The sequence below is a fragment of the Ramlibacter sp. AN1133 genome (assembly GCF_037890035.1).
Lineage (GTDB): Bacteria > Pseudomonadota > Gammaproteobacteria > Burkholderiales > Burkholderiaceae_C > Ramlibacter.
This window is the reverse complement of sequence record NZ_JBBKTQ010000010.1, coordinates 44,707-69,875: the sequence shown is the minus strand read 5'-3', so window position 1 is coordinate 69,875 and position 25,169 is coordinate 44,707. Positions and strand designations below refer to the sequence as shown.

At 70.7% G+C, this 25,169-nt stretch carries 24 protein-coding genes; 15 read left to right on the top strand and 9 right to left on the bottom strand.

What is annotated here, in order from left to right:
• The first annotated feature begins 19 nt into the window (after positions 1-19).
• Complete coding sequence (locus tag WG923_RS15900) at positions 20-472, top strand: universal stress protein (RefSeq protein WP_340351947.1); 453 nt, start codon at positions 20-22, stop codon at positions 470-472.
• Between the two features lie 60 nt (positions 473-532).
• Here the strand turns inward: WG923_RS15900 and WG923_RS15895 are convergent, their stop codons facing one another.
• The gene (locus WG923_RS15895) at positions 533-1,375 is read right to left on the bottom strand and encodes a universal stress protein (RefSeq protein WP_340351946.1); all 843 of its coding nucleotides are present in this window, start codon (positions 1,373-1,375) and stop codon (positions 533-535) included.
• A 181-nt stretch (positions 1,376-1,556) separates the two neighbouring features.
• Between WG923_RS15895 and WG923_RS15890 the strand changes: the two genes are divergently transcribed.
• From WG923_RS15890 to WG923_RS15850, 9 genes are all read left to right on the top strand, one after another.
• Positions 1,557-2,207: a phosphoribosyltransferase gene (locus tag WG923_RS15890; RefSeq protein ID WP_340351945.1), complete on the top strand. Its 651-nt coding sequence runs from the start codon at positions 1,557-1,559 to the stop codon at positions 2,205-2,207.
• 37 nt (positions 2,208-2,244) lie between these two features.
• Positions 2,245-3,576, top strand: coding sequence for a hypothetical protein (locus WG923_RS15885; protein ID WP_340351944.1), 1,332 nt, complete (start codon positions 2,245-2,247; stop codon positions 3,574-3,576).
• A gap of 148 nt (positions 3,577-3,724) precedes the next feature.
• Positions 3,725-4,954, top strand: coding sequence for a thiamine pyrophosphate-dependent dehydrogenase E1 component subunit alpha (locus tag WG923_RS15880; RefSeq protein ID WP_340351943.1), 1,230 nt, complete (start codon positions 3,725-3,727; stop codon positions 4,952-4,954).
• Positions 4,955-4,987: 33 nt separating this feature from the next.
• A complete protein-coding gene (locus WG923_RS15875; protein ID WP_340351942.1) occupies positions 4,988-5,959 on the top strand; it encodes an alpha-ketoacid dehydrogenase subunit beta in 972 nt (323 codons plus the stop codon).
• A 10-nt stretch (positions 5,960-5,969) separates the two neighbouring features.
• Positions 5,970-6,263, top strand: a complete 294-nt coding sequence (locus WG923_RS15870; RefSeq protein ID WP_340351941.1) for a YgiT-type zinc finger protein — start codon at positions 5,970-5,972, stop codon at positions 6,261-6,263.
• The gene (locus tag WG923_RS15865; protein ID WP_340351940.1) at positions 6,260-6,793 is read left to right on the top strand and encodes a hypothetical protein; all 534 of its coding nucleotides are present in this window, start codon (positions 6,260-6,262) and stop codon (positions 6,791-6,793) included. The genes WG923_RS15870 and WG923_RS15865 overlap by 4 nt, the downstream gene beginning before the upstream one ends.
• Before the next feature lies 1 nt (position 6,794).
• Positions 6,795-7,388: a hypothetical protein gene (locus WG923_RS15860; protein WP_340351939.1), complete on the top strand. Its 594-nt coding sequence runs from the start codon at positions 6,795-6,797 to the stop codon at positions 7,386-7,388.
• A gap of 18 nt (positions 7,389-7,406) precedes the next feature.
• Positions 7,407-8,816: an MBOAT family O-acyltransferase gene (locus tag WG923_RS15855; protein ID WP_340351938.1), complete on the top strand. Its 1,410-nt coding sequence runs from the start codon at positions 7,407-7,409 to the stop codon at positions 8,814-8,816.
• A gap of 3 nt (positions 8,817-8,819) precedes the next feature.
• Positions 8,820-9,803 carry a hypothetical protein gene (locus tag WG923_RS15850; protein ID WP_340351937.1) on the top strand — a complete coding sequence of 328 codons (984 nt, stop codon included), beginning with the start codon at positions 8,820-8,822 and terminating at the stop codon, positions 9,801-9,803.
• A 1,254-nt stretch (positions 9,804-11,057) separates the two neighbouring features.
• Here WG923_RS15850 and glmS read toward each other — a convergent pair.
• Positions 11,058-12,902 (bottom strand): glutamine--fructose-6-phosphate transaminase (isomerizing), encoded by a 1,845-nt coding sequence (glmS, locus tag WG923_RS15845; protein ID WP_340351936.1) that lies wholly within the window; start codon positions 12,900-12,902, stop codon positions 11,058-11,060.
• Between the two features lie 135 nt (positions 12,903-13,037).
• On the opposite strand from glmS, the gene WG923_RS15840 reads away from it, so the two are divergent.
• Positions 13,038-13,535: an Lrp/AsnC family transcriptional regulator gene (locus tag WG923_RS15840; protein WP_340351935.1), complete on the top strand. Its 498-nt coding sequence runs from the start codon at positions 13,038-13,040 to the stop codon at positions 13,533-13,535.
• A 54-nt stretch (positions 13,536-13,589) separates the two neighbouring features.
• On the opposite strand, the gene glmU is transcribed toward WG923_RS15840, so the two are convergent.
• Positions 13,590-14,990: a bifunctional UDP-N-acetylglucosamine diphosphorylase/glucosamine-1-phosphate N-acetyltransferase GlmU gene (gene glmU, locus WG923_RS15835; protein ID WP_340351934.1), complete on the bottom strand. Its 1,401-nt coding sequence runs from the start codon at positions 14,988-14,990 to the stop codon at positions 13,590-13,592.
• Positions 14,991-15,008: 18 nt separating this feature from the next.
• On the opposite strand from glmU, the gene WG923_RS15830 reads away from it, so the two are divergent.
• On the top strand, positions 15,009-15,887 hold the full coding sequence (locus WG923_RS15830; RefSeq protein WP_340351933.1) for a DUF6279 family lipoprotein: 879 nt from the start codon (positions 15,009-15,011) through the stop codon (positions 15,885-15,887).
• A complete protein-coding gene (locus WG923_RS15825) occupies positions 15,884-17,026 on the top strand; it encodes an MFS transporter (protein ID WP_340351932.1) in 1,143 nt (380 codons plus the stop codon). Before WG923_RS15830 ends, WG923_RS15825 begins: the two co-directional genes overlap by 4 nt.
• A gap of 108 nt (positions 17,027-17,134) precedes the next feature.
• Here the strand turns inward: WG923_RS15825 and WG923_RS15820 are convergent, their stop codons facing one another.
• From WG923_RS15820 to WG923_RS15805, 4 genes are all read right to left on the bottom strand, one after another.
• Positions 17,135-17,440 (bottom strand): hypothetical protein, encoded by a 306-nt coding sequence (locus tag WG923_RS15820; RefSeq protein WP_340351931.1) that lies wholly within the window; start codon positions 17,438-17,440, stop codon positions 17,135-17,137.
• A gap of 234 nt (positions 17,441-17,674) precedes the next feature.
• Complete coding sequence (locus WG923_RS15815; RefSeq protein ID WP_340351930.1) at positions 17,675-18,664, bottom strand: MBL fold metallo-hydrolase; 990 nt, start codon at positions 18,662-18,664, stop codon at positions 17,675-17,677.
• A gap of 27 nt (positions 18,665-18,691) precedes the next feature.
• Positions 18,692-19,255, bottom strand: a complete 564-nt coding sequence (locus WG923_RS15810; protein WP_340351929.1) for a gluconokinase — start codon at positions 19,253-19,255, stop codon at positions 18,692-18,694.
• A gap of 20 nt (positions 19,256-19,275) precedes the next feature.
• Complete coding sequence (locus WG923_RS15805; protein ID WP_340351928.1) at positions 19,276-19,767, bottom strand: DUF2917 domain-containing protein; 492 nt, start codon at positions 19,765-19,767, stop codon at positions 19,276-19,278.
• A gap of 138 nt (positions 19,768-19,905) precedes the next feature.
• Here WG923_RS15805 and WG923_RS15800 point away from each other — a divergent pair, with 138 nt between their 5' ends.
• Positions 19,906-20,889 (top strand): LysR substrate-binding domain-containing protein, encoded by a 984-nt coding sequence (locus tag WG923_RS15800; RefSeq protein ID WP_340351927.1) that lies wholly within the window; start codon positions 19,906-19,908, stop codon positions 20,887-20,889.
• Between the two features lie 132 nt (positions 20,890-21,021).
• Here WG923_RS15800 and WG923_RS15795 read toward each other — a convergent pair whose 3' ends face one another.
• Positions 21,022-21,621, bottom strand: coding sequence for a 5-formyltetrahydrofolate cyclo-ligase (locus WG923_RS15795; RefSeq protein ID WP_340351926.1), 600 nt, complete (start codon positions 21,619-21,621; stop codon positions 21,022-21,024).
• 9 nt (positions 21,622-21,630) lie between these two features.
• Between WG923_RS15795 and WG923_RS15790 the strand changes: the two genes are divergently transcribed.
• Entirely contained in the window at positions 21,631-23,637 is a 2,007-nt protein-coding gene (locus WG923_RS15790) for a lytic transglycosylase domain-containing protein (RefSeq protein ID WP_340351925.1), read from the top strand.
• A gap of 118 nt (positions 23,638-23,755) precedes the next feature.
• Here the strand turns inward: WG923_RS15790 and WG923_RS15785 are convergent, their stop codons facing one another.
• Positions 23,756-25,156 carry an amidase gene (locus WG923_RS15785; protein WP_340351924.1) on the bottom strand — a complete coding sequence of 467 codons (1,401 nt, stop codon included), beginning with the start codon at positions 25,154-25,156 and terminating at the stop codon, positions 23,756-23,758.
• Between the last annotated feature and the right edge of the window lie 13 nt (positions 25,157-25,169).

Sequence of the window (25,169 nt, the reverse complement as noted above, 5' to 3'; positions counted from 1 at the left end):
CGGCCGTGAAGGAGGACTCATGTACAAGCGCATTCTGGTGCCGGTCGACGGCAGCGAAACATCGAACCGCGCGCTCGTCGCGGCGCTGCAGATGGCGCGCGAGACCAGCGGCCGCGTGCGGCTGCTGCACGCCATCGACGAACTCGCCTACCTGAGCGCGTTCGAATACAGCGGCCAGGTGCTGGAGGCGGCCCGCAAGGGCGGCGCCAGGACCCTGGAGGACGCGGCGGCGATCGCCACGGCCAGCGGCGTGCCGGCCGACCACAAGCTGGTCGAAGTCACCGGGCAGCGCCTCGGCGAGGTGGTGGCGGACGAAGCCCGCAACTGGGATGCCGACCTGATCGTGATCGGGACCCACGGACGGCGCGGCGTGAGCCGCGTGCTCCTGGGCAGCGGCGCCGAACAGGTGCTGCGGCTCGCGCCGGTGCCGGTGCTGGCCGTGCGCACGCCGGAGGAGGCCGCGTCGACGTAAGCCGGCATGGGCCGCCCTGCAGGGGCGGCTCGCCGAGCACCCTGGGCAGGCTCCTTGCCTTCAGTGCGCCATCAGCACGGGCACGGTCATCGACGCGAGCACCGTGCGGCTGGCGCCCCCCAGCATCCATTCGCGCGCGCGGCTGTGTCCGTAGCAGCCCATGACCAGCAGGTCGGCGCCGAGGTCGCACACGCGCGACAGCAGCCGCTCGCCGAGGTCGGCCGGCTCCGGGCCTTCGCGGTGCCACGTCGCCTGCAGGCCGTGTACGCGCAGGTAGCGCTCCAGGTCCAGCGCCTCGCCGCCCAGGCGCGCGGGGCCGTGGTCGGTCCAGGCCAGCACGTGCACGCGCGCGGCCTGGCGCAGCAGCGGCAGGGCGGCCTGCAGCGCATGCGCCGCCTCCGGCGTTTCCTTCCAGGCGATGGCCACCTGTTCGCCGAGCGTGCGGATCTCGCCGGTGTGCGGAATCACCAGCGCGGGCCGCCCGCTTTCGAGCAGCACGCTCTCGACGAAGTCGGGCGGCACGCAGGCCGCCGCCTCGTCGCTCGCATCGCGCTGGCCGAGCACCATCAGGTCGGCATAGAACGCCTGCTGCGCGAACGCGGCAGGGGTCGGCACTTCGTCGGTCTGGGCCCAGGTGGACAGCGGACCGGGCAGCGTCATCGCCTCGTCGAAGGCCTGGCGCACCTTGTCGCGCCGCTGGTCGTCCAGCTCCATCAGCGTGGCGGCCAGCGACGGCCCGATCTCGGGCGCGAACGGCAGCTCGATGAAGGCGGGCGTGATCGCGTACAGCGCCGCGACCTCGGCGCCGAGCTGCTGCGCGAGCCGGCGGGCCGCCGCCAGCCGGCGCGGGCTGGCGCGGGTGGGGTCCAGGTGGACCAGGATCTGGCGCAGGGACATTGGCATGCGGGCGCTCCTCTCGATGGCCGGCCTTCAACTTAGCCGCGCGTACGGGGGTTGAATTGATGGCCGTCAAGCGTGGGAGCGCAGGCACGCTGCCCGCGCTTGGGGGCCGACCTTGACCGCCGTCAAGACCTCCCGGCGGCGGGCGCCCAGACTGGTTTCATCCGCAGCGACGGAGGAGTCCATGAACGACGTATTCGCCAACCGCGCCGAGGCCGGCCGGCTGCTCGCGCGGGAGCTGTTGCAGCACGCCTGGAAGCGCCCGGTGGTGCTGGCGCTGCCGCGCGGCGGCGTGCCCGTCGCCGTGGAGGTGGCGCTCGCGCTGCGGGCGCCGCTCGACCTCGTGCTGGTGCGCAAGATCGGCGCGCGCGGCAATCCCGAGCTGGCCGTGGGCGCCGTGGCGGAAGGCTCCGCCGAGCCCGTGCTCGACCTCGATGCCATGGAGATGACGGGCACCTATCGCGCCTATGTCGAGGCGCGGGCGCGCGCCGAGCTGGACGAGATCATGCGCCGCCGCGCCGTGTATCTCGGCGGTCGTGCGCCGCTGCCGCTCGCGGGCAGCACCGCCATCGTGGTGGACGACGGGCTGGCCACCGGCACCACCGCGCGGGCCGCCCTCAGGGCAGTGCGCGCGCGGCGGCCGGCGCAGCTGGTGCTGGCGGTGCCCGTGGGCTCGCGCCAGGGACTGGCCGATGTCGCGCCGGAGGTGGACGTGCTGGTCTGCCTTTCGCGGCCCGCCGTCTTCAGCGCCGTCGGCCTGCACTACGCGGACTTCCACCAGCTCACCGACGACGAAGTGCTGGCCGCGCTGGCGCGCGTGCGCAGCGGTCGCTGAGCCTTCCCTGCAACCCTGCCTCCCCCAGGACCCTGCCATGTCGAAGCGAATGCCTGCCACCCGCGCCCTGTCCCTCTGCATCGTGGCCGCCGCCTGCAGCACCGCGCTGCAGGCGCAGAACGTGAAGCCGCCCAAGGCGCAGCTCTGGATCGACGTGTCCACCGGCTCCATGGCCGGCATGCCCGAGATGGACATGCCCGCGGGTGTGGGCGGCATGGGCGGCATGGGCGGCATGCTCGGGGGCATGATGGGCGGCGGCGGCCGTGGCGGCGCACCGACGGCGTACGGGCTGGCACGCGGCATGAACGTCATGCCGCCGCGGGTGCTGGACATCGCCTTCTACAACAGCCTGAAGCCGGGCGCCGAGGCCCAGCAGCTCATCCCGCCCGGCATGCGCATGGGCGAGAGCCTGCCCCTGCTGCCGCCGCGGCGTGAAGCGGCCGCGCCGGCCGGCGAGCGCGAGCCCGGCGAGGTGCCGCCGGACGTCGAGCGTCCCCGGGGGCGGATCCTGATCTACTGGGGCTGCGGCGAGACGGTGCGCGCGGGGCAGCCCCGCGTGATCGATCTCGCAAGCAGCTCGCCCTCGGAATTCGCCACCGCCTTCGCGGGCCGCCACGCGCCCGACCGCGGCGCCAGGATCGGTGCGAACCACGTGCTGTATCCGAACGAGCGCAACACGGTGGTGCTGGCGCGCGAGAGTTCGCTGGCCGGCGAACACCGCATCCAGGGCGCCGGCGTGCCGGCGTCGATGAAGTTCACGCTCGGCGAGGCGCAGGACGTGATGCCCGCGATCCGGCTGCAGTCGCGCGGCACGCTGCGCGACAGCATCGCCCTGAGCTGGTCGCCGGTCCCGCAGGCGCGGGCGTACTACCTGCATGCGATGTCCGGCAGGGGCAACGACATGGTCATGTGGTCCAGTGCCGAGACGCCGGACACGGGCATGGGGCTGTTCGACTACCTGCCCAACGCCACGATCGAGAAGTGGACGCGCGAGCACGTGCTGCTCGGTGCGCAGGCGACGAACTGCGCCGTGCCCAGGGGCATCTTCGCCGCCGCACCCGGTGCGCGCGAGGACGCGACGCCGATGCTGCGCATGATGGCGTACGGCGGCGAGAGCAACTTCGCCCATCCGCCGCGGCCGGCCGACCCGAAGGCGACGTGGGAGCCCGAGTGGGCCGTGCGCGTGCGCGTGAAGTCGCACACCATGGCCATGCTGGGACAGGAACCGGCCGAGAGGAACGGCGCGCGGCAGCCGGCGCCGGCCAGCGAAGCCGAGGCCCAGGCGCCCGCGCCCGTCGTGGAGCAGCCGCAGCCGCAACCGCGGCTGCCGACGCCGGGCGCGATCCTGCGCGGCATCCTCGGGCGCTGAAGCCCACGGATGCTGCAGTGCGTCAGTCGCCAGGCTGGCGCGGCGTGACCCGGGGCACGGTTGCGGATCATGATGCCCATCAACTTGGGCTGCGCTCCATCGCCTAGTTTGCGTTCACGTCCCGGCCGAACGGGACGGGAGACACGCCATGAATGACCCGTCACGGAACGCCGGTGCCGCCACGCGCGAAGCCGGCCGGCTCGAGGTGGGCGCTCCGATGCGCCGCCGCTCTTTCCTGCAGGGCGCCGCCGCGGCCGGCGCTGCCGTCTCGCTGGCCAACCAGGCCGCGCTGGCCGAAGGCGAGAGCGGCTTCTGGGCCAAGGACCTGCCCAACGAAAAGCTGGTCGACATGTACCGCACCATCGTGCGCATCCGCTGGCACGAGCGGACGATGGCCGACAAGATGGCCAGCGACCCGAACTACCGCGGCTACAACCACTTCTACGCCGGCCAGGAAGCCGTGGCCGCGGGCGTGTGCGCCGCGCTGGTCAACGCCGGCGGCGTGCTCAAGGCGGACCTGGTGTACAGCACGCACCGGCCCACCGGCCATGCGATCGCCAAGGGCGTCGACATGAAGAAGATGGCGGCGGAAAACGAGTTCAAGGCGACCGGCCTCAACGGCGGCTATGCCGGGGAGATGCACCTGTCCGATCCGGACGTGGGCTTCATCGGCGCCGACGGCATGATCGGCCCCGGCCCGGTGATCGCCACCGGATCGGCGCTCGCGATCAAGGCGCGCGGCAGCCGGCAGGTGGTGGTGAACTTCGGCGGCGACGGCACCTACGCCACCCCGCACTTCCACGCCACCCTGAACAACGCGGCGCTGCTGAAGCTGCCCTTCATCTACGTGCTGGAGAACAACCTCTATCACCAGTACGCGCACTACTCGTATTCCTGCCCGCTCAAGGACATCGCCGATGCGGCGGTGCCGTACGGCATCCCCGGCGTGGTGGTGGACGGGCAGGACGTGTTCCAGGTCTACAACGCCGCGAAGATCGCGGTGGACCGCGCGCGTGCCGGCCAGGGCCCGACCCTGATCGAGGCCAAGACCTATCGCTACTACAACCACTGGGGCGCCCCCGGCGTGAAGCCCGGGCAGCTCGGCGCCTTCGGCTACGACCCGCTGGCGATCACCTCCTTCCGGCCGGAGCGCGAGGTGCGCGCCTGGATGCAGCGCGACCCGGTGAACATCGCGCGCGACATCCTGATCACCTGGGGCGTGCTCGATCGCGCGCGCGCCGACCAGATCGAGGCCGCGGCGAAGCAGGAGGCCGTCGAGGCCTTCCAGTGGGCCGCCGCGCAGCCCAATTGCCGCGAGGACGGCGCACTCAAGCGCGTGTTCACCGCGGGCGACGTGCCCCCACGCCAGTTCGGCTGATCCGCCACCGCACCAGACACAGGAGATACGAACATGGCACGCAAGAGCTGGATGTATTCGGTCCTCGAGGCCGTCCAATACGAGATGCGGCAGGACAAGAACATGCTGTGGCTGTTCGAGCTCACGCCGCCGGTGGCGTCGAACCCGGGCAAGCCCGTCATCAACCTGGAGACGGAGTTCACGCGCAACCGCGTGCTGAACACCGGCATCGACGAGAACTGGATGGCCTCGGCCGTCCTCGGCGCGGGGCTCGCGGGCTCCAAGGCCGCCACCTACATCCCCTACCAGGGCAACTGCATGTGCTTCCAGGTGATCCAGAACCACGCCGGCAAGCTGCACCTGATGACGGGCGGCAAGGCGTCGATGCCCATCGTCTACATCCTGGAGATGACGGGACAGACGCCGGGCTTCGCGGGACAGCATTCGGACTACGAGATCGACACCTACTACGCGCACATCCCCGGCGTGAAGACCGTGGTGCCGTCCACGCCCTATGACGCCAAGGGCATGATGGTCTCCGCGCTGCGCGACCCGGACCCGGTGGTGTACCTGTACCCCGGCGGCCTGCGCGAGCTGATGGAGGAAGTGCCCGACGAGCAGTACACCGTGCCGCTGGGCAAGGCCATCGTGCGCCAGCAGGGCTCCGACATCACGATCGTGGGCTCGGGCGCCAGCATGCCGGACGTGCTGGAGGCCGCGCAGAAGCTCAAGGCCGAGGGCATGAAGCCGGAAGTCATCGACCTGCGCAGCATCAAGCCGATGGACACCGAGACGCTGGTGAACTCGGTCAGGAAGACCAAGTACCTGCTGACGGTGGACCAGAGCTACTACACGCTGTGCCCGGGTGCCGAGGTGATCGCGCGGGTGGCCGAGAACGTGGACGGCGCGCGCTACAAGCGCGTGGCGTTCCCCGACGCCGCGCCGCCGGCCTCGCCCGAGATGTTCCTCTGGATGCGGCCGAACGCCGGCCACGTCGTGGCCGCGGCCAAGAAGATGCTGGGCTGAGGAGGACGCGATGGCCGCATCCGTTGCGCGGTGCACCCAGTGCGGTGCCGACGATGTCCATGAAGTCCAGGCGCGGTCGGCCTTCTGGCACGACGACCGCCTGGTGGTGGTGGAGGACATCCCGGCGCTGCAGTGCGCGCACTGCGGCGAGCAGTACTACGACGATGCGACCATCGTCGCACTGGACCTCCTGCGCGGCCGCGGCTTCGAGCCCGCCGCGGCGCGCCGCCACGTGAGCGTGGCGGTGTTCTCGCTGGCCGGCGCCACCGGCTGCGTGGAGGCCGAGGCCGGGGAAGCACCGTGACGAACGATCCGCTGCGCGGCCTTCCGCTGGCGATCGCGGCGGCTGCCGTGGTCCTGCTGGCCGCCGGCGGCGAGACCTTCGACTTCATGCCCAAGGGCGGCCGCGCCCTGCTGCTGGAAACGGCGGGCGCAGCGCAGTTGCGCGAGGTGGTGCAGGCCAGGCGCACCGAGCAGGAGTGGCTGCAATGGGTGCGCGAGCCGGCCCGCGGCAAGCCACTGGGCGACAAGCAACAGGCGACGCTCGCGGCCTACCTGGCCGTGAACATGCCGGCGCCCGCCGCGGCGCAGGACCCGGGCGCGCTGCCGCGCGACGGCCGCGACCTCGCGTGGGAGCAGTGCCAGTCCTGCCATTCGCTGTTCACCAGCTTCCTGGCCCAGGACGGCAACGCCACCCGCTGGCGCAACATGTTCCTGGCGCCCTTCCACCGCAACATCCGCATGACGGCGCAGGAGCGCGAGGAGTTCGCCCGCTACGCGGAAATCAACATGCCGATGAAGGCCGAGGAAGTCCCGGCCGAACTGAGGTTCTGACATGAAAGCCCGCATCCTGCCCGTCGCGTGCATCGCGGCGGTCCTCTGGGCCGCCGCTTCCGCCGGCGCGGCCGAAGACGTCTTCGCCTTCATCCCGCCGGGCGGCCGCACGCTGCTGGCGCGCGTGCTGGGCACGCATCCGCCGGCGCAGGAAGTCAACGCCCTGCTCGCGGCGAAGCGCACGCGCGAGGAATGGCAGGCCTGGCTGCGTTCCCGCGCGGGCCCGATGCCGGTGGTGGCGAAGCTGAGCGACAAGGAGCTCGCCACGCTGGCCGACTACATGGCCTTCAACCTGCCGTTGCCGCCCGGCAAGGTCGCGCCCTCCGCGGCCCAGGCCGCGCTCGAGAAGGCGCTGCCGATGGACGGGCGCGACATGACGCTGGACAAGTGCCAGGGCTGCCACATCATCACGGTGGTGATCACGCAGGACCGTACCCGCGAAGCCTGGCTGGGCACGATGAACAAGCCGAGCCACGTGCAGATCAAGCTGTCGAAGGATCAGCGCGAGGCCCTGGCGAACTACCTGGTGCTGAACGCGGCGATCCCGATCGACGACGTGCCGAAGGAACTGCGGGCGGGAGGCGCGAGCTACTGAGCCCGCGCGGAGGTGACCATGCTGTTCACCTCGCTCGACTTCTTCCTGTTCCTGCCCGCCGTGCTCGCGGTGTTCGCGCTGCTGCCGGCGCGCGCGCGCACGGCATGGCTGCTGATCGCAAGCTGGGCCTTCTATGGCTGGAGCCAGCCGCGCCACCTCCTGTGGCTCGCCGGCGTGACCGCCCTGGTGTTCGCTTGCGGCGCGCTGCTCGAGCGGGTGCAGGCGCCGCGCTGGCGCGGTGCCGGGCTCGCGCTCGGCGTCACCCTGCTGGTGGGCGCCCTGGGTGCCTTCAAGTACGGCGCGCCGGACAGCACCTGGGCCGCGCCCGCGGGCTTCTCCTTCTACGTGTTCTCGGGCGTGAGCTACCTGGTGGACGCGTGGCGGCGCACGCTGCCGCTGGGTGCCAACGCGGGCGAGACGGCGCTGTACCTCGCGTGGTTCCCCAAGGTGCTGGCCGGTCCGATCGAACGCGCACCCGCCTTGTTGCCGCAGCTGCGCGCGGCGCTGCGGCCCACGCCGCGGCAGGTCGTGCTCGGCACGCAGTTGCTGGCCTGGGGCCTGGTCAAGAAGGTCGTGATCGCCGACAACCTCGCGCCGCTGGTGGACCGCACCTTCGGGATGGTGGCGTACGCCTCGCCGGTGGAACTGCTCGCGGCCGTCTACCTCTTCTCGTTCCAGATCTACTGCGACTTCTCCGGCTACAGCGACATCGCGATCGGCGTCTCGCTGCTGTTCGGCCTGGAATTGATGGAGAACTTCCGGCGGCCCTACCTCGCGCGCAGCGTCGGCGAGTTCTGGTCGCAGCGCTGGCACATCTCGCTGGCCCGCTGGTTCCGCGACTACCTGTACGTCCCGCTGGGCGGCAGCCGCGCCGGAACGGCGCGGACCTACCTGAACGTGATGCTGGTCTTCGTGGCCAGCGGCGTGTGGCACGCGGGCCTGGGCTACGGCGGGCTGGGTGCCACCTTCCTCGTCTGGGGGGCCCTCAACGGCGCCTACCGCTGGGCAGGGCTGGCCAGCGCGCCGCTGTGGCAGCGCGCCGCGGCGCGCCTGCCGCGCGTGGCCGCCAGCGGGGGCTGGCAGCTAGCGCGCATCGTGTTCACCTTCCACCTGATCGCGCTGGGGTGGGTGTTCTTCCGCGCGAAGTCGGTGCAGGACGGCTGGCTGCTGCTGCGGCGCATCGGTGCCGCGGCAGCCGACCTGCCCGAGTTGGCCCTGCGCTACCCGTGGACCTCGGCGCACGCGACGGCGCTCGCGCTGGTCGTGCTGCTGCTGGCCGTCGAATGGATCGACGAACGCCGCCCGCTGTTCGAGCGGCTGCGCGTCGCGCCCGCGTGGCTGCGCTGGTCGGCGGGCTATGCGGCGATCGCCATGCTGCTCGTGCTCGGGCGCTGGCAGGCGCGCGAATTCATCTACATGCAGTTCTGAACGATGGACAGGCCCAGGACTTCGCCCCAGCAGCGGCTCGCCCTCGCCGCGGCGGGCTTCGTTGCGCTCGCCATCGTGCTGTACATCGTGCTCCATGCGGCGGCGGAACGACTGCTGCAGGAGCGGGCGCATGCGAATCCCTTCCATCGCATCGCCGTGGCCGAACGCGACGTCGACTGGGTGATCCTCGGCTCCTCCCATGCCATGCCGCTGGACTTCGGCGGCTTCGGCCAGCAGATGGAACGCGACACGGGACAGGTGATCCTGAACCTGGGCACGCAGGGCGCGGGGCCCATGTACAGCCGGCTGGTGCTGCGGCAGTTCCTGCGCACGCACACGACCCGCAACGTGCTGTACGTCGCCGACGGCTTCGCGTTCCAGTCGCGCACCTGGAACGAGGATCGGCTGGTCGAGCCCAAGCTGCTGGCGCGCACGCCCTGGGATCCCGAACTCGCACGCGCGCTGGCGCGATCCGTCGTGCGCGACGGCGTGAGCTGGCGCGGCTGGCTCGATTACGCGACCGGCTTTTCCAGGATCAACAACCGCGAGCGCTTCCAGCCGGACCGGTGGGAGGCCGAGGACCAGTTCGACAAGGCCTGGCGGCCCTCGGCCAGTGCCGTGCGCAACCGCATCGCCTACCTGTACCCCGAAGGCATGCAGCCGCAGGCGCAGGCGCGCTACCTCGCGCAGCTCGAGGAGCTGCTGCGCATGGCCGCAGCCGCCGGCGCCCGCGCCACGGTCGTCAAGCTGCCGGTGCCACGCAGCTACCGCGAGGCGCTGCCCGACGAAGCCGCCTTCGACGCCGCGCTCGGGCGGGCCGCCTTCGTCGCCGGCGCCTCCTGGCAGGACCTCTCGGGCAGCTTCGATGCGCCGGAGTTCTTCTTCGACAGCGACCACCTCAATCGCCGCGGCGCCACGCGCCTGTACGAGCTGCGGCTGCGCGCGCTGCTCACGGCGAAAGCTCCGTCTGCGCGCGAAGGGACCTGAGCCTGCGGGGCGCAGCCGCCTTCGCCGCAGCCACATCTCTTGCGGCGCCAGTCAGCGGATGCAGCTTGTTCGCCGCCGCGCGCAGGAGCGCGGCGGATTCGATCCAGACCAGGGGGTGCCCCGCCCGCCGGACTCGCCACTCGAGGCGAGACCCGCCAGCACTTCGGGTGACGACCGCGGCGCATCATGCCTCGGTGGAGGGACCGTCTTCATGCGCGGCCCACTATCCGTCACCCTGCCGCTGTCGACGGTCCGTCCGGCAGGCGGTGGCATGGGTTCAATCTAGGCCGCGGCGGGCGCGGGAACATGATGCGCATCAAGTTCGGCGTGGCGGGCGAGCCCCTCAGCTCTTCATGTCGCGGCGGGCGCATCTGGCGTGGGGGCCTTAGATCGCCGCGGTAACGGTTGCACATGCCTGGATCTTGGGGCGCTGCCCTAGGGCTTGCCCGGGCAAGGGCACTGCGCTTCGGGCAGCGTATCCGGCACAAGCGCCAGCCTCATGGAACCACCGCGAGGCCGTCGCCGGCGAGCATTCACCTGGCGGTTGGCGCTACAGAAGCTCGCAGTCCCATTGCTGCAGCACCCACGCCAGACCGTCGCGTTCGAAGCCGATGAAGGCGAATTCCCTGGCCGACAAGGCGACTAGGCGAGGCTCGTAGAGACTGGGCCAGCGCCGCTCGGCGCCGAGGAGCTGCAGCAGCGGAATGCGTCGACCGTCCGCAGTTCGGTGCGTCAGGTGCAGGTCGCCGGTGGCCGTGTGGCCTTGGCCGTACGGGGGCCGGTGTGCCCCTCCCTCGCGCCGAAGTCTGACCCTCACTCGCATAACTGTCTGAATATACAGTAGTGCGCAGAGCACCTTGGGGCGCAATACTTCACGCAGCCTCCCCATACGGCCCTCCTCCACGCCCGCGCTCATCCGTTTCGGAGAGAATGTTACTGAACGAAACATGGGAGGCGCGATGAGGTGGTCGTGGTGCGGGTGTGACATTCGGCTGCTGGTGCGACTCGATCGATCTTCCTGGATGAGATTGGTGCCGGGCCGGCGGCATTACTACTGCGCGAAATGCCATGCCCGCCAGTTCCTCTCCAGGCGGGGCATCCTTGCGGCGATTCCCGCCCGGCAGGACCTGCATGCGGCAGAGACCGGCCATGCGGCCCTGAATTAGCAGCGCCCGTCAAGCCCCTGCGGCGCCTTCGGGGCCCAGGAGTGGCCAGCCGAAGCGCGAGTGCCGCTCCACAAGGGTTGCCATGTGGTCACTCGACCGTCACGCTCTTGGCCAGGTTGCGCGGCTTGTCCACATCCGTCCCCCGCGCGCAGGCGGTGTGATACGCCAGCAGCTGCAGAGGCACCACGTGCAGCAGCGGGCTCAGCGTGCCGTAGTGCTCCGGCATGCGGATCACGTTCACGCCCTCGCTGCTCTCGATCTTGCTGTCGGCATCGGCCAGCACGTACAGCACACCGCCGCGCGCGCGCACTTCCTGCATGTTGGACTTGAGCTTCTCCAGCAACGCGTCGTTCGGGGCCACCGTCACCACCGGCATCTCGCTGGTCACCAGCGCCAGCGGCCCGTGCTTCAGCTCGCCGGCCGGATAGGCCTCGGCGTGGATGTAGCTGATCTCCTTGAGCTTGAGCGCACCCTCCAGCGCGATCGGGTAGTGCATGCCGCGCCCGAGGAACAGCGCGTGCTCCTTGTTGGCGAAATGCTCGGCCCAGCCGATCACCTGCGGCTCCAGCGCCAGCACCGCGGACAGCGCCGCCGGCAGGTGGCGCATGGCCTTCATGTGCGCGGCTTCCTCCGCCTCGGTGAGGTGGCCGCGCAGCTGCGCCAGCGTGAGGGTCAGCAGGAACAGGCCCGCGAGCTGCGTGGTGAAGGCCTTGGTGGAGGCCACGCCGATCTCCACGCCGGCGCGCGTGATGTAGGCCAGCTTGCATTCGCGCACCATGGCGGACGTGCCCACGTTGCAGACCGTCAGCGAATGCTCCATGCCCAGCTCGCGTGCATGACGCAGCGCCGCCAGCGTGTCGGCCGTCTCGCCCGACTGGCTGATGGTCACGATCAGCGTGCGCGGATCGGGCACGCTCTCGCGGTAGCGGTACTCGCTCGCGATCTCCACCTGCGTGGGGATGCGCGCGATGCTTTCCAGCCAGTACTTGGCCGTGCAGCCGCTGTAGTAGCTGGTGCCGCAGGCGAGGATCAGGACGCGGTCGATCTGCTTGAAGACCGACAGCGCCTTGTCGCCGAACAGCTCCGGCATGATGTGCTCCACGCCTTCCAGCGTGTCGGAGATCGCGCGCGGCTGCTCGAAGATCTCCTTCTGCATGAAGTGGCGGTAGGGGCCCAGTTCGGCCGCGCCGCTGTGCGCGTGCACCGTCTTCACGGGCCGCTGCACCGGCTTGTGGTTGCGGTCCACGATCCAGTAGCGACCCAGCTGCAGGTCGACCACGTCGCCCTCTTCCAGGTAGACGATCTGGTCGGTCACGCCGGCCAGCGCCATCGCGTCGCTGGCGAGGAAGTTCTCGTCCTTGCCCACGCCCAGCACCAGCGGCGAGCCGGCCCGCGCGCCCACCACGCGGTGCGGTTCGTCCTTGCAGAAGGCCGCGATCGCATAGGCGCCGTGCAGCTGCTGCACCGCCGCCTTCACGGCCTCGAACAGGTCGCCCTCGTAGAGGCTGTCGACCAGGTGCACGATCACCTCGGTGTCGGTCTGGCTGTTGAAGCGGTAGCCCCTGGCCTTGAGCGCGGCACGCAGGTCGTCGTGGTTCTCGATGATCCCGTTGTGCACGATGGCCACGCGGCCCGGCGCCGATGCGGCGGCTTCGCCGGGCCCGTGGCTGAAGTGGGGGTGCGCGTTGTGCACCGCCGGCGCGCCGTGCGTCGCCCAGCGCGTGTGCGCGATGCCCGTGCCGCCCTCGATGTGCTCGCCGGCCACCTGCTCCATCAGTTCGGCGACCCGGGCCGTGCTGCGCGCGCGCTTCAGGCCGTCGGCATAGACGGCGACGCCGCAGGAGTCATAGCCGCGGTATTCGAGCCGCTGCAGGCCCTGAACGAGGATGGGGACGATATTGCGCGCGGAGACCGCGCCGACGATGCCGCACATGGGACCACCTTGTTGGACTGGATGGAGCGACTTTAGGGGGAGGCGCATGCAATATGCGTGCTAAATACATGATCAAATGAAATACAATTTCCGCAAATCAGTTGCTGGAAATTTCCTTTCATTCGCCCTGGTATCTTGGAATCCTCAAGCATAGACTCCATCGATTTGGCCCTGCTAGAGCAGCTCCAAAGCGACAGTTCCCTCAGCAACCAGGACTTGGCGGGCCGGGTCCACATCTCCCCGGCCACCTGCCTGCGGCGTGTCAAGCGCCTGCGCGAGGCAGGGCTGATCGAGCGCGAGATGGCGATCCTGAATCCGGAGCGCCTGGCCGCGACGCTGGGCCACGGGCTGGAAGCGGTGGTGGAGGTGTCGCTCGATCGCCAGGGCAGCGCGGAGCAGGAGGCGTTCGAGGCGCGCGTCATCGCCGACGCGGCCGTGCAGCAGTGCTACCGCGTGTCGCCCGGGCCCGACTTCATCCTGATCGTGTATGCGCGCGACATGCCGGATTACCTGGCACTGGCGCAGCGGCTGTTCACCAGCGATGCGAACGTGCGCAACGTGAAGGCGTTCTTTTCGGTGAAGAGGGCGAAGTTCCGGCCGCGGATTCCGGTGGGCAAGCCGGCGAGGGAGTGAGCGCGGGAGCGCCCCCACCCCACCCCTCCGCCGGAGGGGGAGGGAGGAAGACGGTCACTTGGCCGGCTTCTTCGGCCGCGTCCAGCTCGTGATGCTCACCTGCCGCGCGCGGGCCACCGTCAGCATGCCCGGCTCGGTGTCCTTGTTCACGACCGAGCCCGCGCCGACGGTGCCGCCGGCCGCGATCGTCACCGGCGCCACCAGCACGCAGTTGCTGCCCACGTGCACGTCGGCCTCGATCACGGTGCGGTGCTTGTTCGCGCCGTCGTAATTGGCCGTGATGCTGCCGGCCCCGTAGTTCACGCGCTCGCCCACGATCGAGTCGCCCAGGTAGGCCAGGTGGTTCGCCTTGGAGCCGCGCGCCATCGTCGAATTCTTCACCTCGACGAAATTGCCGATGTGCACCTCCGGCCCCAGCTTCGCGCCGGGCCGCAGCCGCGCGAAGGGGCCGATCAGCGCGCCTTCGCCGATCTCCACGCCCGCGCTCTCGCCCTCGATGTGCGTGAAGGCCTGCAGCACCGCGCCGGCCGCGATGCGCGCGTTGGCGATCACGCAGTTCGGCCCTATGCGCACGTTGTCGCCCAGCACGACATGGCCCTCGAACACGCAGTTGATGTCGATCTCCACGTCCTGCCCGCATTCCAGCGTGCCGCGCACGTCGAAGCGCGCCGGGTCCGCCAGCCGCACGCCCTGCTCCATCAGCGCGCGCGCCTGCCGCAGCTGGTACGCCCGCTCCAGCTGGGCGAGCTGCAGCGGGCTGTTCACGCCTTCGACCTCCACCTGCTCGGAGGCCTGCGCGGCCACCACGGGGCAGCCGTCCTGCACGGCGAGCTGCACGACGTCCGTCAGGTAGTACTCGCCCTGGGCGTTGTCGTTGGTCAGGCGCGCGAGCCACTGCTTCAGGCGCTGCGAGGGCACCGCCATGAAGCCGGTATAGACCTCGCGGATCGCGCGCTGGGCATGGGTGGCGTCCTTGTGCTCCACGATCGCCTGCACGGCGTCGCCGGAACGCACGATGCGGCCGTAGCCCGTCGGGTCCGCCATCTCGATCGTCAGCAGCGCCAGCCGCTCGCCGCCGCACTTGTCCACCAGCGCCTGCAGCGTTTCCGGCCGCACCAGCGGCACGTCGCCATTGAGGATCAGCGCGATGCCGTCGTCGGGCAGCACGGGCACCACCTGCTGCACGGCGTGGCCGGTGCCCAGCTGCGGCTCCTGCCGCACGAAATTGGGCACGGGACGGCCAGCGGCCGTGGCGGATTCGCGCAGCCACGCCTCCACGCCCTCGGCACCGTGGCCGGTGATCACGATGGTGCGGCGCGCGTTCAGGGCTTGCGCAGTCTCGATCACGTGCGCCACCAGGGGGCGCCCCCCCAGCTTGTGCAATACCTTGGGCGTGCGGCTTTTCATCCGCGTTCCCTTGCCGGCGGCCATCACCACCACATCGACTGCTTTCATTCGGTACCCTTCGTGTCCATGAACCGGCTGGTCTCCAACCGCATCGGCGGAATTATCGTTGCGCTCGGCCTCGCGCTGGCGCTGTCCGCCTGCAGCGCGATCAAGCTGGGCTACATGAACCTGCCGCACCTGGCGTACTGGTGGCTCGACGGTTACGCGGACTTCAGCGACGAGCAGGAGCCGCGCGTGCACGATGCGATCGCGGCGCTGCAGGCCTGGCATCGCCGCAGCGAGCTGCCGCGCGTGGCCGGGCTGCTGGCGCGCATGGAGCAGATGGCGGGCGGCGACATCACGCCGCAGCAGGCCTGCACCGTGGTCACCGAGGCCCAGGCGCGGATGAAGGAGCTCGCGCGGCAGGCCGAACCGGACGCCGTGGCGCTGGCCGCGACGCTCAAGCCGCGGCAATTGCGGCACCTGGCGCGCAAGTTCCGCAGCAACAACGAGCGCTTCCGCAAGGAATGGATCGCCCTTGCGCCCGACGAGCAGCTCGCCAAGCGCTACGAACAGATGCTGGACCGCATGGAATCCATCTACGGCACGCTCGATGCGCCGCAGCGCGCGGTGCTGCGCCAGCGCCTGGCCGCCACGAGCTGGGACCCGAACAAGATGCTCGCCCGCTGGCAGCTGCGCCAGCAGGACCTGCTGCAGATCCTCACACGCATTTCACAGGGGCTGCCCGCGGCCGAAGGCGGGGCGCTGCTGCGCGGCTGGTTCGAGCGGCTGGAGCGCCCCGCGGACGCCGCCTACCGCGCCTACCAGGAGGCGCTGCTGCAGGAGGGCTGCGCCACCTTCGCGGCCGTGCACCAGGTGACGAACGCGTCGCAGCGCGAGCAGGCGGTACGCCGGCTGCGCGCCTGGCAACGGGACTTGCGCGACCTGTCCGCGCAGCAGCCGTGACGGCAGCCCCGTCGCAGCTCGCGCTGGTATGGCGGCTGGGTGCCGCCACGACGCTGATCGTCACCGCCTTCGCCATGGTGGGGCCGGTGCTCGCCGTGCTGCTGCAGCAGGCCGGGCACGGCACGGCCTTCATCGGCACCTTCTCGATGCTGCCCTTCCTCATGGTCGGCCTGCTGATACCGCTGATGCCCCGCGTGCTGGCGCGCTGGGGCACGCTGACGACGTACCGCGCCGGCTCGGTGCTGCAGCTGGCCGGCATCACGGGCTACGCTGTTTCCGACAGCCTGGCGGTATGGGTCTTCGCCTCGATCGTCTGCGGCACCGGCGCGGCCGCCTTGTGGAACACCACCGAGGCTCTGTTGGCCGAGGAGGCGCCCGTGAAGATGCGCGGCCGCGTCATGGGCCTGTACCAGACCTCGCTGGGCGCCGCGCTGGCGGTGGGGCCCTTCCTGCCCGGCGTGCTGCGGCTGCACGCGCCGGCGGTGCTGTGGCTGGCCGTGGCGATGGTGGCGGGCTGCCTGCTGCTGGCCGTGACGGCGCCGGCGCACGAGCCGCATGCGGTGGCGCGGCCGCACACCGGCACGCTGCATGCCTTGCGCACGGTGCCGTGGCTGGCGCTGCTCGCGTTCTGCGGCGGCGTGTTCGAGGCGGGACTGGGCGCGGTGGGCGCCGCGCATGCGTCGGCATCGGGGCTCAGCCTGCGCAGTGCGACCACCGTGGCCGGCGCGATCGGCTTCGGCAGCTTCCTGTTCCAGTATCCCGCCGGCTGGGCGGCGGACCGCTACGCGCTGCGGCGCGTGTTCACGGGCGCGGCCCTGGTCCTGCTGCTGGCGAGCATCGCCATGGCCTTCGCCGGCCGCGCGCCGTGGCTGCTGTGGGCCTGCGGCCTGCTGTGGGGCGGCGTGGGGGGCGCGCTCTACACGCTGACCATGGTGCAGGTGGCGCACGCCTTCGCGGGCCGCGCCACCGCGGGCGGCGCGGCCGCGATGATCACGGGCTACACGTGGGGCGGGACGCTGGGGCCGGTGGCCAGCGGCTCGGCGCTGGAAGGCGCCGGCGCGCCGGGGCTCGCCCTCCTGCTGGCGCTGCTCGCGCTCGCGGCCCTCGCCGCGGCGCGGCGCGCGTTCAGCGAGGGGTGATCGGCGCGCGTCTGCCCGGCAGGATGGGCTTGGCGCAGCCCTCCGTCGGCCGGATCTTGCGCCGCAAACCGTTGGCCGGGCTTCGCGCAGCGAACGCCCGGCGTTCGTTCAGCGCTCGCCCTTGGAGTGCGACTTGCCCTCGCGCTCGGCCTGTTCCAGCTCGCGCGCTTCCGATTCGGAACGCGGCTTGGCGGCTTCGCCGTCGGCCTGCACGTCGGCCTTGTCGAGGTATTCCTTGATGTTCTTCTGGTAGTCGCGCGAAGCGCTGTAGCTGCCTTCGCCTTCGACCTTGTCGCCCTGCTGGGCCTGGCCGCGCGACTGGAAATCGGTGTCGCCGGCGCGCTGCTGCTGCGGATCGCTGTCGCGTTGGGGTTGCTGCTGCAGGGTGCGCGGGGCGGACTTGTCGTTGGACATGGACGGTGCTCCTCTTGGACACGGCATGGATGCTTGCCGGCTGTCCAGCTTAGGAAGGCACGCGCAGGGGAGGTGTCGGTGCGCGGGGGGCGGTGGTGTAGTCGGCGGACTACGTGGCTCGGCAGGCAGCGCTGGGCTTTCGCGCGCTGGCGCGGCTCAGCGCCAGCCTACGAAGACCGCGCCATGCATTGGTAGGCTGGTGCTGAGCCCCGAAGCGCGCGAAGCCCAGCGATCTCACCCCTGCAGCGACGCCCACATCTCCTTGTCCCGCTCCGCCGTCCAGATCCGCGGATTCTTCACCCCCCGCGCCTCGTCGTACGCCCGGCTCACGTCGAACGGCAGGCAGTGCTCGTAGATGAACACCTTGCCGAACACCGGATCCATCGCCTTGCGCGTGTGCGCCATCGCGGCCTTCAGGTCCATGTTGGCGGCGGCCGCTTCCTTCGCGCAGCGGTAGAGGGTCTCCACCCATTGCTTCGTGTAGTCGAGGCCGCGGTTCACGCCCTCGGCGCCCTTGAGCGCATCGCCGCGCCCCGGCACCAGCGCCTCGGCGCCGAGTGCGCGCAGCGCCTCCAGCGTGGCCGGCCACTCCTGCAGGTGCGCGTCGCCGGTGTAGACGCCGGCGTTGTATTCCACCAGGTCGCCGGAAAACAGCACCTTCTCCGATTCGATCCAGGCGATCGTGTCGCCGCGCGTGTGGCCCCAGCCCGGCGACCAGATCTGCACCTTCACGCCGCCCAGGTCCACGGTGAGCCGGCCCGGCGGCTCGCCGCGCGTGGGGTCGCCGCCGCCGATCACCAGGGTGGGCCAGGTCAGGCCCGGCACCGACTCGGCGTTGCGGAACAGGCGCGGGAAGCGGTCCATCTCGGACTGCATGTCTTCCTTGCCGCGCTCGACGATCAGCTCGAAGGTGCCCTGGCTGGCGATGATCTCGCTGGCGCCCTCGGCGAAATAGGCGCTCGCGCCCAGCACGCGCACCGCGTGGTAGTGCGTGAGCAGCACGTACTTGATCGGCTTGTCGCTCACGGCGCGGATGCGCGCGATCAGGTCGCGCGCCATCGCCGGGGTGGCGGTGGCGTCGCTGACCATGATGAACTTGTCGCCGATGATCACGCCCGAGTTCGGGTCGCCTTCCGCGGTGTACGCCCAGCAGTGCGGCGACAGCTGCTCGAAGGTGATCTTGCGGTCCGCCAGGTCGGCCTGGCTCGCGAATGCCTTGGTCATGGCGCGGATTCTAGGGGCCGCGCGGCGTCACGCAGGGGTGAATGCGAGCGCCGGCGACTGCAGCCAGCGCAGCGCGGCCTCGACGACGCGGTCGACATGCTGGGTCGCGTCGGCCACGTGCACGAGCGGTTCGCCCGCCGGGTCCTCCAGCGCCTCGAAGTCGCCCGCCACCAGGCTGGGCGGATAGAAGTGGTCGGTGCGCGCGGCCACGCGTTCCAGGGCCTGGTGCGGCGTGAGCGCCAGGTGCAGGAAGTGCAGCCGGGACACGCCGGCGCGCAGCAGCTCGCGGTCGGCCGCGCGCAGGGACGCGCAGGACAGCACCGCGCCGCGCGGGCGCACCTGCAGTTCCTGCGCCAGCCGCTGCAGCCAGGCGCCGCGGTCCTGCGCGGTGAGGCGCTCGCCGGCACGCATCTTGTCGATGTCGCTGGCGGGATGGAAGTCGTCCCCGTCGAGCAGCGGCAGCACCAGGCGCTCGGACAATTGCTCGGCGACCACCGACTTGCCGCAGCCGGCGACCCCCATCACGACGAGGTGCAGGGGCAAGGGGGCGGCAGGAGACAGCGCGTCGGGCATGGCGGCGATGATAGACATCGCCGCCGCCCGGCGGGGGCTCAGACGGTCGCGCCGCGCCGCGGCAGGCGTCCGGCACCGCGTCCGCGCAACGCCTGCCACGCGACCTGCGCCAGCCCGGTGCCCAGGCCGGCCAGCGCGCGCGCCAGCAGCGCGCAGGCATGACGCAGGTCCGCCAGCGGCTGGCGCACGGCCGAGAAGTTGACGCGCCGCCGGGGCGCCGCCACGGTGGCCGTCTCGAACACCGGATCCCAGGCGAAATGCGAGTCGCCGGCGGGCATCCAGGCCTCGATCACCACCCGCTCGCCGGCGCGCACGTACATCGAGCGGCCGGCTTCGAGCATGTGGTCGCCGGCGTCGAAGGGCGTGCCGCCGTGCGGGCCGTCCTTGGTCGCCCACAGGCGGCCGTGCGCGACGCGCAGGATGCCGTCGGTGCGCGGCCGCAGGGTCAGCGCGCGGCCACGCGCCAGTTTCCAGGTGCCCGGCAGCGGGTGGGCTGGCGTGGCGGAGAGCGTGGCGGTGCGGTCGTTCATGGTCGGCTCCGGTGGTCGCCGCCTGGGGGGCAGCGATGGCGATTTCGGAATCGAATGATCTTTCACGCCCGCTTGGCGGTCCAATGAAATCCGGCTACGCTTTTGATTCGATTCCCGCATCAATCGCCCGTCACCCCCATGCAGCATTCGCAGACCCACCTGCGCACCCGCCCGATCTCCGCCGGCCACCTGCGCGCCTTCGAGGCCGTGGCCCGCCACCTGAACTTCCGCGCCGCCGCCGAGGAGATGGCGCTCACGCAGTCCGCCGTCAGCCGCCAGATCCAGTCGCTGGAGGAGGAGGTGGGGGTGAGCCTGTTCCTGCGCCACACGCGGGCCGTGGAACTCACGACAGCGGGCACGCAGCTGCTGATCGCCGTGTCGCAGTCGCTGCCGCGCATCGACGGCGCCGTGCGGCAGATCCGCCAGAGCGCGGGCCGCCGTGCGGTCTCGATCACGACCTTCGCCTCCTTCGCGTCGATGTGGATGATCCCGCGGCTGGAGCAGTTCCAGCGCGACCACCCCGGGATGGACATCCGCATCGACGCCAGCGACGGCAAGGTGGACCTGGAACTGGCCGACATCGACCTGGCGCTGCGCTACGGCCCGAAGACCGCCATGCCGCCGGAGGCGATCCGCCTGTTCGGCGAGCAGCTCACGCCGGTGGTCAGCCCCTGGCTGCTCAAGGCCGGCCCGCCGCTGCTCAAACCCGCGGACGTGGCGCAGTTCGCGCTGATCGAGGCCGGCGACGCGCACCATTCGCACCTGGAGTGGCTGACGTGGCGCCGCTGGTTCGACGAGCACGGGCTGCAGAAGCTGCAGCCGCAGCGCTGGCTCTATTTCAACTATGCCTACCAGATGGTGCAGGCCGCCCTGGCCGGCCAGGGCGTGGTGCTGGCCCGCCTGCCGCTCGTCGCCGAAAGCCTGGCCAATGGCGACCTGGTGGAGCCCTTGCCGAAGATGCGCATGGAGTCGCCGATGGCCTATTGGCTGATCGTGGGCCCGCGCAGCGCGCAGCGGCCGGAAATCAAGGCCTTCTGCGAATGGCTGATGGTCCAGAGCCGCATCACTCGCCAGACGATCGGGGAGGTGCCGGATCCGGACACGATCGATCAGATGGACTGAAAACCGGACTACCGGACGCAGAGAGCGCAAAGGGTACGCAGAGGACGCAAAAGAAAACCATCTAGAGTTCTCTTTGTCTCTTTTGCGTCCTCTGCGTACCCTTCGCGTCCTCTGCGTCCGGCGGTCCGCTTTTCACTCGCCTCCCAGAGAAATCGGCCACACCACCCCCAGCTCGTTCAGCATGGCGTCCAGCGCCACGTCGTGGGGTTCCGGGTCCAGGTCCGGCAGGAAGCCGGCGGCGAAGCCCAGGCCCACGGTGAACGGGCGGGGTTGCAGCTGGGCCAGCGTGCGGTCGTAGAAGCCGCCGCCGTAGCCCAGCCGGTAGCCGCCCACCCCGTAGCCGACGCACGGCACGAACAGCAAAGTGGGCTGCACGATCTCCGTGTCCTTGGGTTTCGGGATTCCGAACGCATCTTCTTCCATCGGGCAGCCGGGGAACCACGCGTGGAATTTCAGGGTCCTAGTGGCTTTGTCCATGACGGGAAGCCCGATCCGCCGCATTTGCGGTTCGTCCAGCAGTTCGCCGTCCTCCTTCCATCGGTGCAGTGCCGGAAGCGGGTCGAATTCGCCCTTGATCGGCCAATAGGCGCCGATGATGGAGTCGGGCCGGCCCACGAGCCAGATCCGCATCACGCGCTGGAGAAGTTCCGCGCGGTGTAGTCGATCCGGCATGTTCAGGCGTTGCTCGATCAGTTGCTGCCGCAGAGCCCTCTTTTGTTCCGACCTGTCCATAATTTCCCGATGAAGTTGAGAACGATTCTGGCATCCCTTGCCGTGGTCCTCGCTGGCTGCGTGCAAGCGCAGTCCCAGAATCAGCTCCGCGACGAGGTCCTGCTGGACATGCAGCGGGCCTTTGCCCAGGGCAACAAGGCCAGATTGGCCCAGTTGCTGCCCCAGGCCCAGGGCCACGTGCTGGAGCCCTGGGCGGTCTACTGGGAGCTGCGCAGCCGCCTCGATACCGCCAGCCCGGCCGAAATCCAGCAGGCGCTGGCCCGCATCGCCGGCACCTATCAGGAAGACCGCCTGCGCAACGACTGGCTGCTGCTGCTGGGCCAGCGCCGCCAGTGGGACCTGTTCGCGCAGGAATTCCCCAAGTACCGCATGCGCGACGACCGCGAGGTGCGCTGCTACGCCCTGCTCACCGAAGCCCTGCGCGAAGGCGACAGGACGCCGCCGGCCGTGGCCGAGGAGGTGCGCAAGCTCTGGCTCGGCCAGCGCGAGGCGGACGACGGCTGCACCACCGCGGCGGGGCACCTGATCGAAACCGGCCACGGCGGCCGCAAGCTGACCAAGGCGGACGCCTGGCGCAAGGCCCGCCAGGCGATGGAGGCCAACCGCCAGCGGGCCGTGTCCGACGCCGTGGAGATCGCCACCACCAAGGACGTCCAGAAGATGCTGGCGGAGGTCAACGCCGCGCCGTCGAAGTTCCTCCTGAGCAAGGTCACCGCGATTTCGCGCACCCGGCGCGAACTGGTGGGGCTGGCCCTCATCAAGCTGGCCACCGGCGACATCGACCACGCCGCCGCGCAGCTCGAAAGCAAGTGGGGCCCGCAGATGAACCCCGAGGAGCGCGACTGGGTCTGGGGCGTGATCGGCCACCAGGCCGCCTTCCGGCTGGACCCGAACGCCAACGCCTATTACGCCCGCGTCGAGCGCGACAGCCACCTGAGCGACGAACTGCTGCAGTGGAAGGTGCGCGCCGCCCTGCGCGCGCCCAAGGGCATCGACTGGAAGAACATCCTGGAAGCCGTGGACGCCATGTCGGATGCGGGCAAGGCCGACGCCGCCTGGACGTACTGGCGCGCCCGCGCCCTGCTGGCCACCGCCCGGGGCGAGAACCACCGCGCCGAGGCGCAGAAGCTGCTGGAAGGCATCGCCTCGCCCAAGGGCTTCTACGAACAGCTCGCCCTGGAAGACCTGGGGCAGAAGGTGGTGCTGCCGGCCCGGCCGGCGCCCCTCACGGACGAGGAGAGGAAGGCCGCCCGCAACGACCCCGGCCTGAACCGCGCGCTCTACGCGATCGGCATCGGCCTGCGCTCCGAAGGCACCCGCGAGTGGAACTACACCACCAACCTGCACAAGGCGGGCGGCCTGGGCGACCGCGAGCTGCTGGCCGCGGCGCAATACGCCTGCGACCGCGAGGTCTGGGACCGCTGCATCAACACCAGCGAGCGCACCAAGGGCGAATTCGACGTCGACCAGCGCTACCCCACCCCGTTCCGCGAGGCGGTGGTCAAGCGCAGCAAGGAGATCAACCTCGATCCCGCCTACGTCTACGGCCTGATCCGGCAGGAAAGCCGCTTCGTCACCGATGCGCGCTCCGGCGTCGGGGCCTCGGGCCTGATGCAGGTGATGCCCGCCACGGCCCGCTGGACGGCCAACAAGCTGGGCATGCGCGGCTTCAGCGCCGATCAGCTGCACGACCGCGATACCAACATCGCGATCGGCACCGGCTACCTGAAGCTGGTGCTGGACGACTTCGGCGGCTCCATGCCCATGGCGGCGGCGGCCTACAACGCCGGCCCGAGCCGTCCGCGCAACTGGCGCAACGGCCCCGTGCTGGAAGGCGCGGCCTGGGCCGAGACGGTGCCCTTCCAGGAAACGCGCGACTACGTCAAGAAGGTCGTCTCGAACGCCACTTCCTATGCCGCGCTGCTCACCGGCCAGCCGCAGTCGCTGAAGGCGCGGCTGGGCACGATCGGCCCGCGCGATGCGGCGCAGCCGGAGGCGAACCGCGACCTGCCTTAGGCGGGTGGACGGGCGGGAATTGCTGGGGTTCGGCCTTCGGCCTCACCGCCAGCCTACGGGACGGCTGCGCGGTTCTCGTAGGCTGGGGTGACCCGCGTCAGCGCGGGAACCCCAGCGCTCACGCCGCCAGCGGCGGCCGCCGCAGGTGCCAATCCGTCGCCTGCTGCAGCGCCCACCCGATGCGCAGCGCCGTCGCCTCGTCGTTCGCACGGCACACGACCTGCAACGAGGTCGGCAGCCCGCGCGCGTCCTGCCCGTTCGGCAGCGCCAGCGCGGTGAGGTCCAGGTAGTTGCCGAAGCGCGTGTAGTGCGCCGGCGCCTTGCCCTGGTCCACCTCGTCGACCGGGATCGCCGTGGTCATCGTGGTCGGCGTCAGCAGCGCATCGATGCCTTCCATGGCCGCGGCGAACTGCTGCTTCATCGTGTCGCGCATGCGCAGCGCCTCGATGTACTCGCGCGCGCTCACGTTGCGGCCGGCGGCGATGCGCGGCCGCACGTGCGGGTCCAGCGGCGCGGCTTCGTCGTCGACCAGGTCGTGATAGAGCGTGTAGCTCTCGGCGGCCATGATGCGCAGGTTGTGCGCGGCGACGTCGGCAAACAGGAAGGGCAACTGCACCGGCACGATCTCGGCGCCGAGCTTCTCCAGCTCGGCGAGCGACTGGTCGTACGCGGCCAGCACTTCGGCGGACGCATGCTGGCGCTCCGCGTCGGGCATCCGCGCCAGGCGCAGCCCGCGGATGCCGCGCTTGAGCGCGGGCAGCGGGTCGGTGTAAGGCAGTCCGCGCGTGAGCGGATCCAGCGGGTCCGGCCCCTGCATCACGGCGTAGAGCAGCGCCGCGTCCTCCACGCAGCGGGCCATCGGCCCGGGCGTGTCCAGCGTCGGGCTCAGGGGCAGCACGCCGTAGGTGCTGACGCGGCCGATCGTGGTCTTCAGCCCCGTGATGCCGCACCAGGAGGACGGCAGCCGCACGGACCCTCCCGTGTCGGTGCCGACCGCCCAGGGCGCCAGCCCCGCGGCCACGGCCACGCCGGAGCCGCTGCTGGAGCCCCCGGGCGTGCGCGGGCGTTCCGGGTCCCACGGATTCCACGGCGTGCCGCGGCGGCTGTTGGTGCCCCAGCCGCCCATGGCGAATTCCACCGTGTGCGTCTTGCCCAGGACGATCATCCCCTGTGCGATCAGCTTGCGCGCCAGCGTGGCGGTGCGCGTGGCCTTGCGTTCCTTCCACACTTCGCAGCCGCCGGTGACCACGCGGCCTTCCAGCTCGATCAGGTCCTTCAGCGCGATGGGGATGCCGTGCAGCGGGCCGACGGCGTGGCCGGCGCGCATCGCGGCATCGGCGGCCTCGGCGGCCAGCCGCGCGTCCTGCGCGAACACCTCGGTGTAGGCATGCAGCTTGGACTCCTGCGCCTCGATGCGCTCGAGGAAGGCTTCGACGAGCTCGATCGGGGACAGCAGCCGCTGCTGCAGCCCGCGCGCGAGCTGGTGGACGGGGGCGAAGGTCAGGTCTTGCGGCGTCATGGCTGCCATCATG

Excerpts from the sequence above, each read along its gene's own strand:
- WG923_RS15900 (WP_340351947.1), top strand. The coding sequence starts at position 20 with ATGTACAAGCGCATTCTGGTGCCGGTCGACGGCAGCGAAACATCGAAC.
- WG923_RS15820 (WP_340351931.1), bottom strand. The coding sequence starts at position 17,440 with ATGTCCAACGACAAGTCCGCCCCGCGCACCCTGCAGCAGCAACCCCAA.
- WG923_RS15800 (WP_340351927.1), top strand. The coding sequence starts at position 19,906 with ATGCAGCATTCGCAGACCCACCTGCGCACCCGCCCGATCTCCGCCGGC.
- glmS (WP_340351936.1), bottom strand. The coding sequence starts at position 12,902 with ATGTGCGGCATCGTCGGCGCGGTCTCCGCGCGCAATATCGTCCCCATC.
- WG923_RS15890 (WP_340351945.1), top strand. The coding sequence starts at position 1,557 with ATGAACGACGTATTCGCCAACCGCGCCGAGGCCGGCCGGCTGCTCGCG.
- WG923_RS15855 (WP_340351938.1), top strand. The coding sequence starts at position 7,407 with ATGCTGTTCACCTCGCTCGACTTCTTCCTGTTCCTGCCCGCCGTGCTC.
- WG923_RS15875 (WP_340351942.1), top strand. The coding sequence starts at position 4,988 with ATGGCACGCAAGAGCTGGATGTATTCGGTCCTCGAGGCCGTCCAATAC.
- WG923_RS15790 (WP_340351925.1), top strand. The coding sequence starts at position 21,631 with ATGAAGTTGAGAACGATTCTGGCATCCCTTGCCGTGGTCCTCGCTGGC.
- WG923_RS15895 (WP_340351946.1), bottom strand. The coding sequence starts at position 1,375 with ATGCCAATGTCCCTGCGCCAGATCCTGGTCCACCTGGACCCCACCCGC.
- WG923_RS15830 (WP_340351933.1), top strand. The coding sequence starts at position 15,009 with ATGAACCGGCTGGTCTCCAACCGCATCGGCGGAATTATCGTTGCGCTC.
- WG923_RS15815 (WP_340351930.1), bottom strand. The coding sequence starts at position 18,664 with ATGACCAAGGCATTCGCGAGCCAGGCCGACCTGGCGGACCGCAAGATC.
- WG923_RS15870 (WP_340351941.1), top strand. The coding sequence starts at position 5,970 with ATGGCCGCATCCGTTGCGCGGTGCACCCAGTGCGGTGCCGACGATGTC.
- WG923_RS15785 (WP_340351924.1), bottom strand. The coding sequence starts at position 25,156 with ATGACGCCGCAAGACCTGACCTTCGCCCCCGTCCACCAGCTCGCGCGC.
- WG923_RS15885 (WP_340351944.1), top strand. The coding sequence starts at position 2,245 with ATGTCGAAGCGAATGCCTGCCACCCGCGCCCTGTCCCTCTGCATCGTG.
- WG923_RS15805 (WP_340351928.1), bottom strand. The coding sequence starts at position 19,767 with ATGAACGACCGCACCGCCACGCTCTCCGCCACGCCAGCCCACCCGCTG.
- glmU (WP_340351934.1), bottom strand. The coding sequence starts at position 14,990 with ATGAAAGCAGTCGATGTGGTGGTGATGGCCGCCGGCAAGGGAACGCGG.
- WG923_RS15880 (WP_340351943.1), top strand. The coding sequence starts at position 3,725 with ATGAATGACCCGTCACGGAACGCCGGTGCCGCCACGCGCGAAGCCGGC.
- WG923_RS15810 (WP_340351929.1), bottom strand. The coding sequence starts at position 19,255 with ATGTCTATCATCGCCGCCATGCCCGACGCGCTGTCTCCTGCCGCCCCC.
- WG923_RS15795 (WP_340351926.1), bottom strand. The coding sequence starts at position 21,621 with ATGGACAGGTCGGAACAAAAGAGGGCTCTGCGGCAGCAACTGATCGAG.
- WG923_RS15850 (WP_340351937.1), top strand. The coding sequence starts at position 8,820 with ATGGACAGGCCCAGGACTTCGCCCCAGCAGCGGCTCGCCCTCGCCGCG.
- WG923_RS15860 (WP_340351939.1), top strand. The coding sequence starts at position 6,795 with ATGAAAGCCCGCATCCTGCCCGTCGCGTGCATCGCGGCGGTCCTCTGG.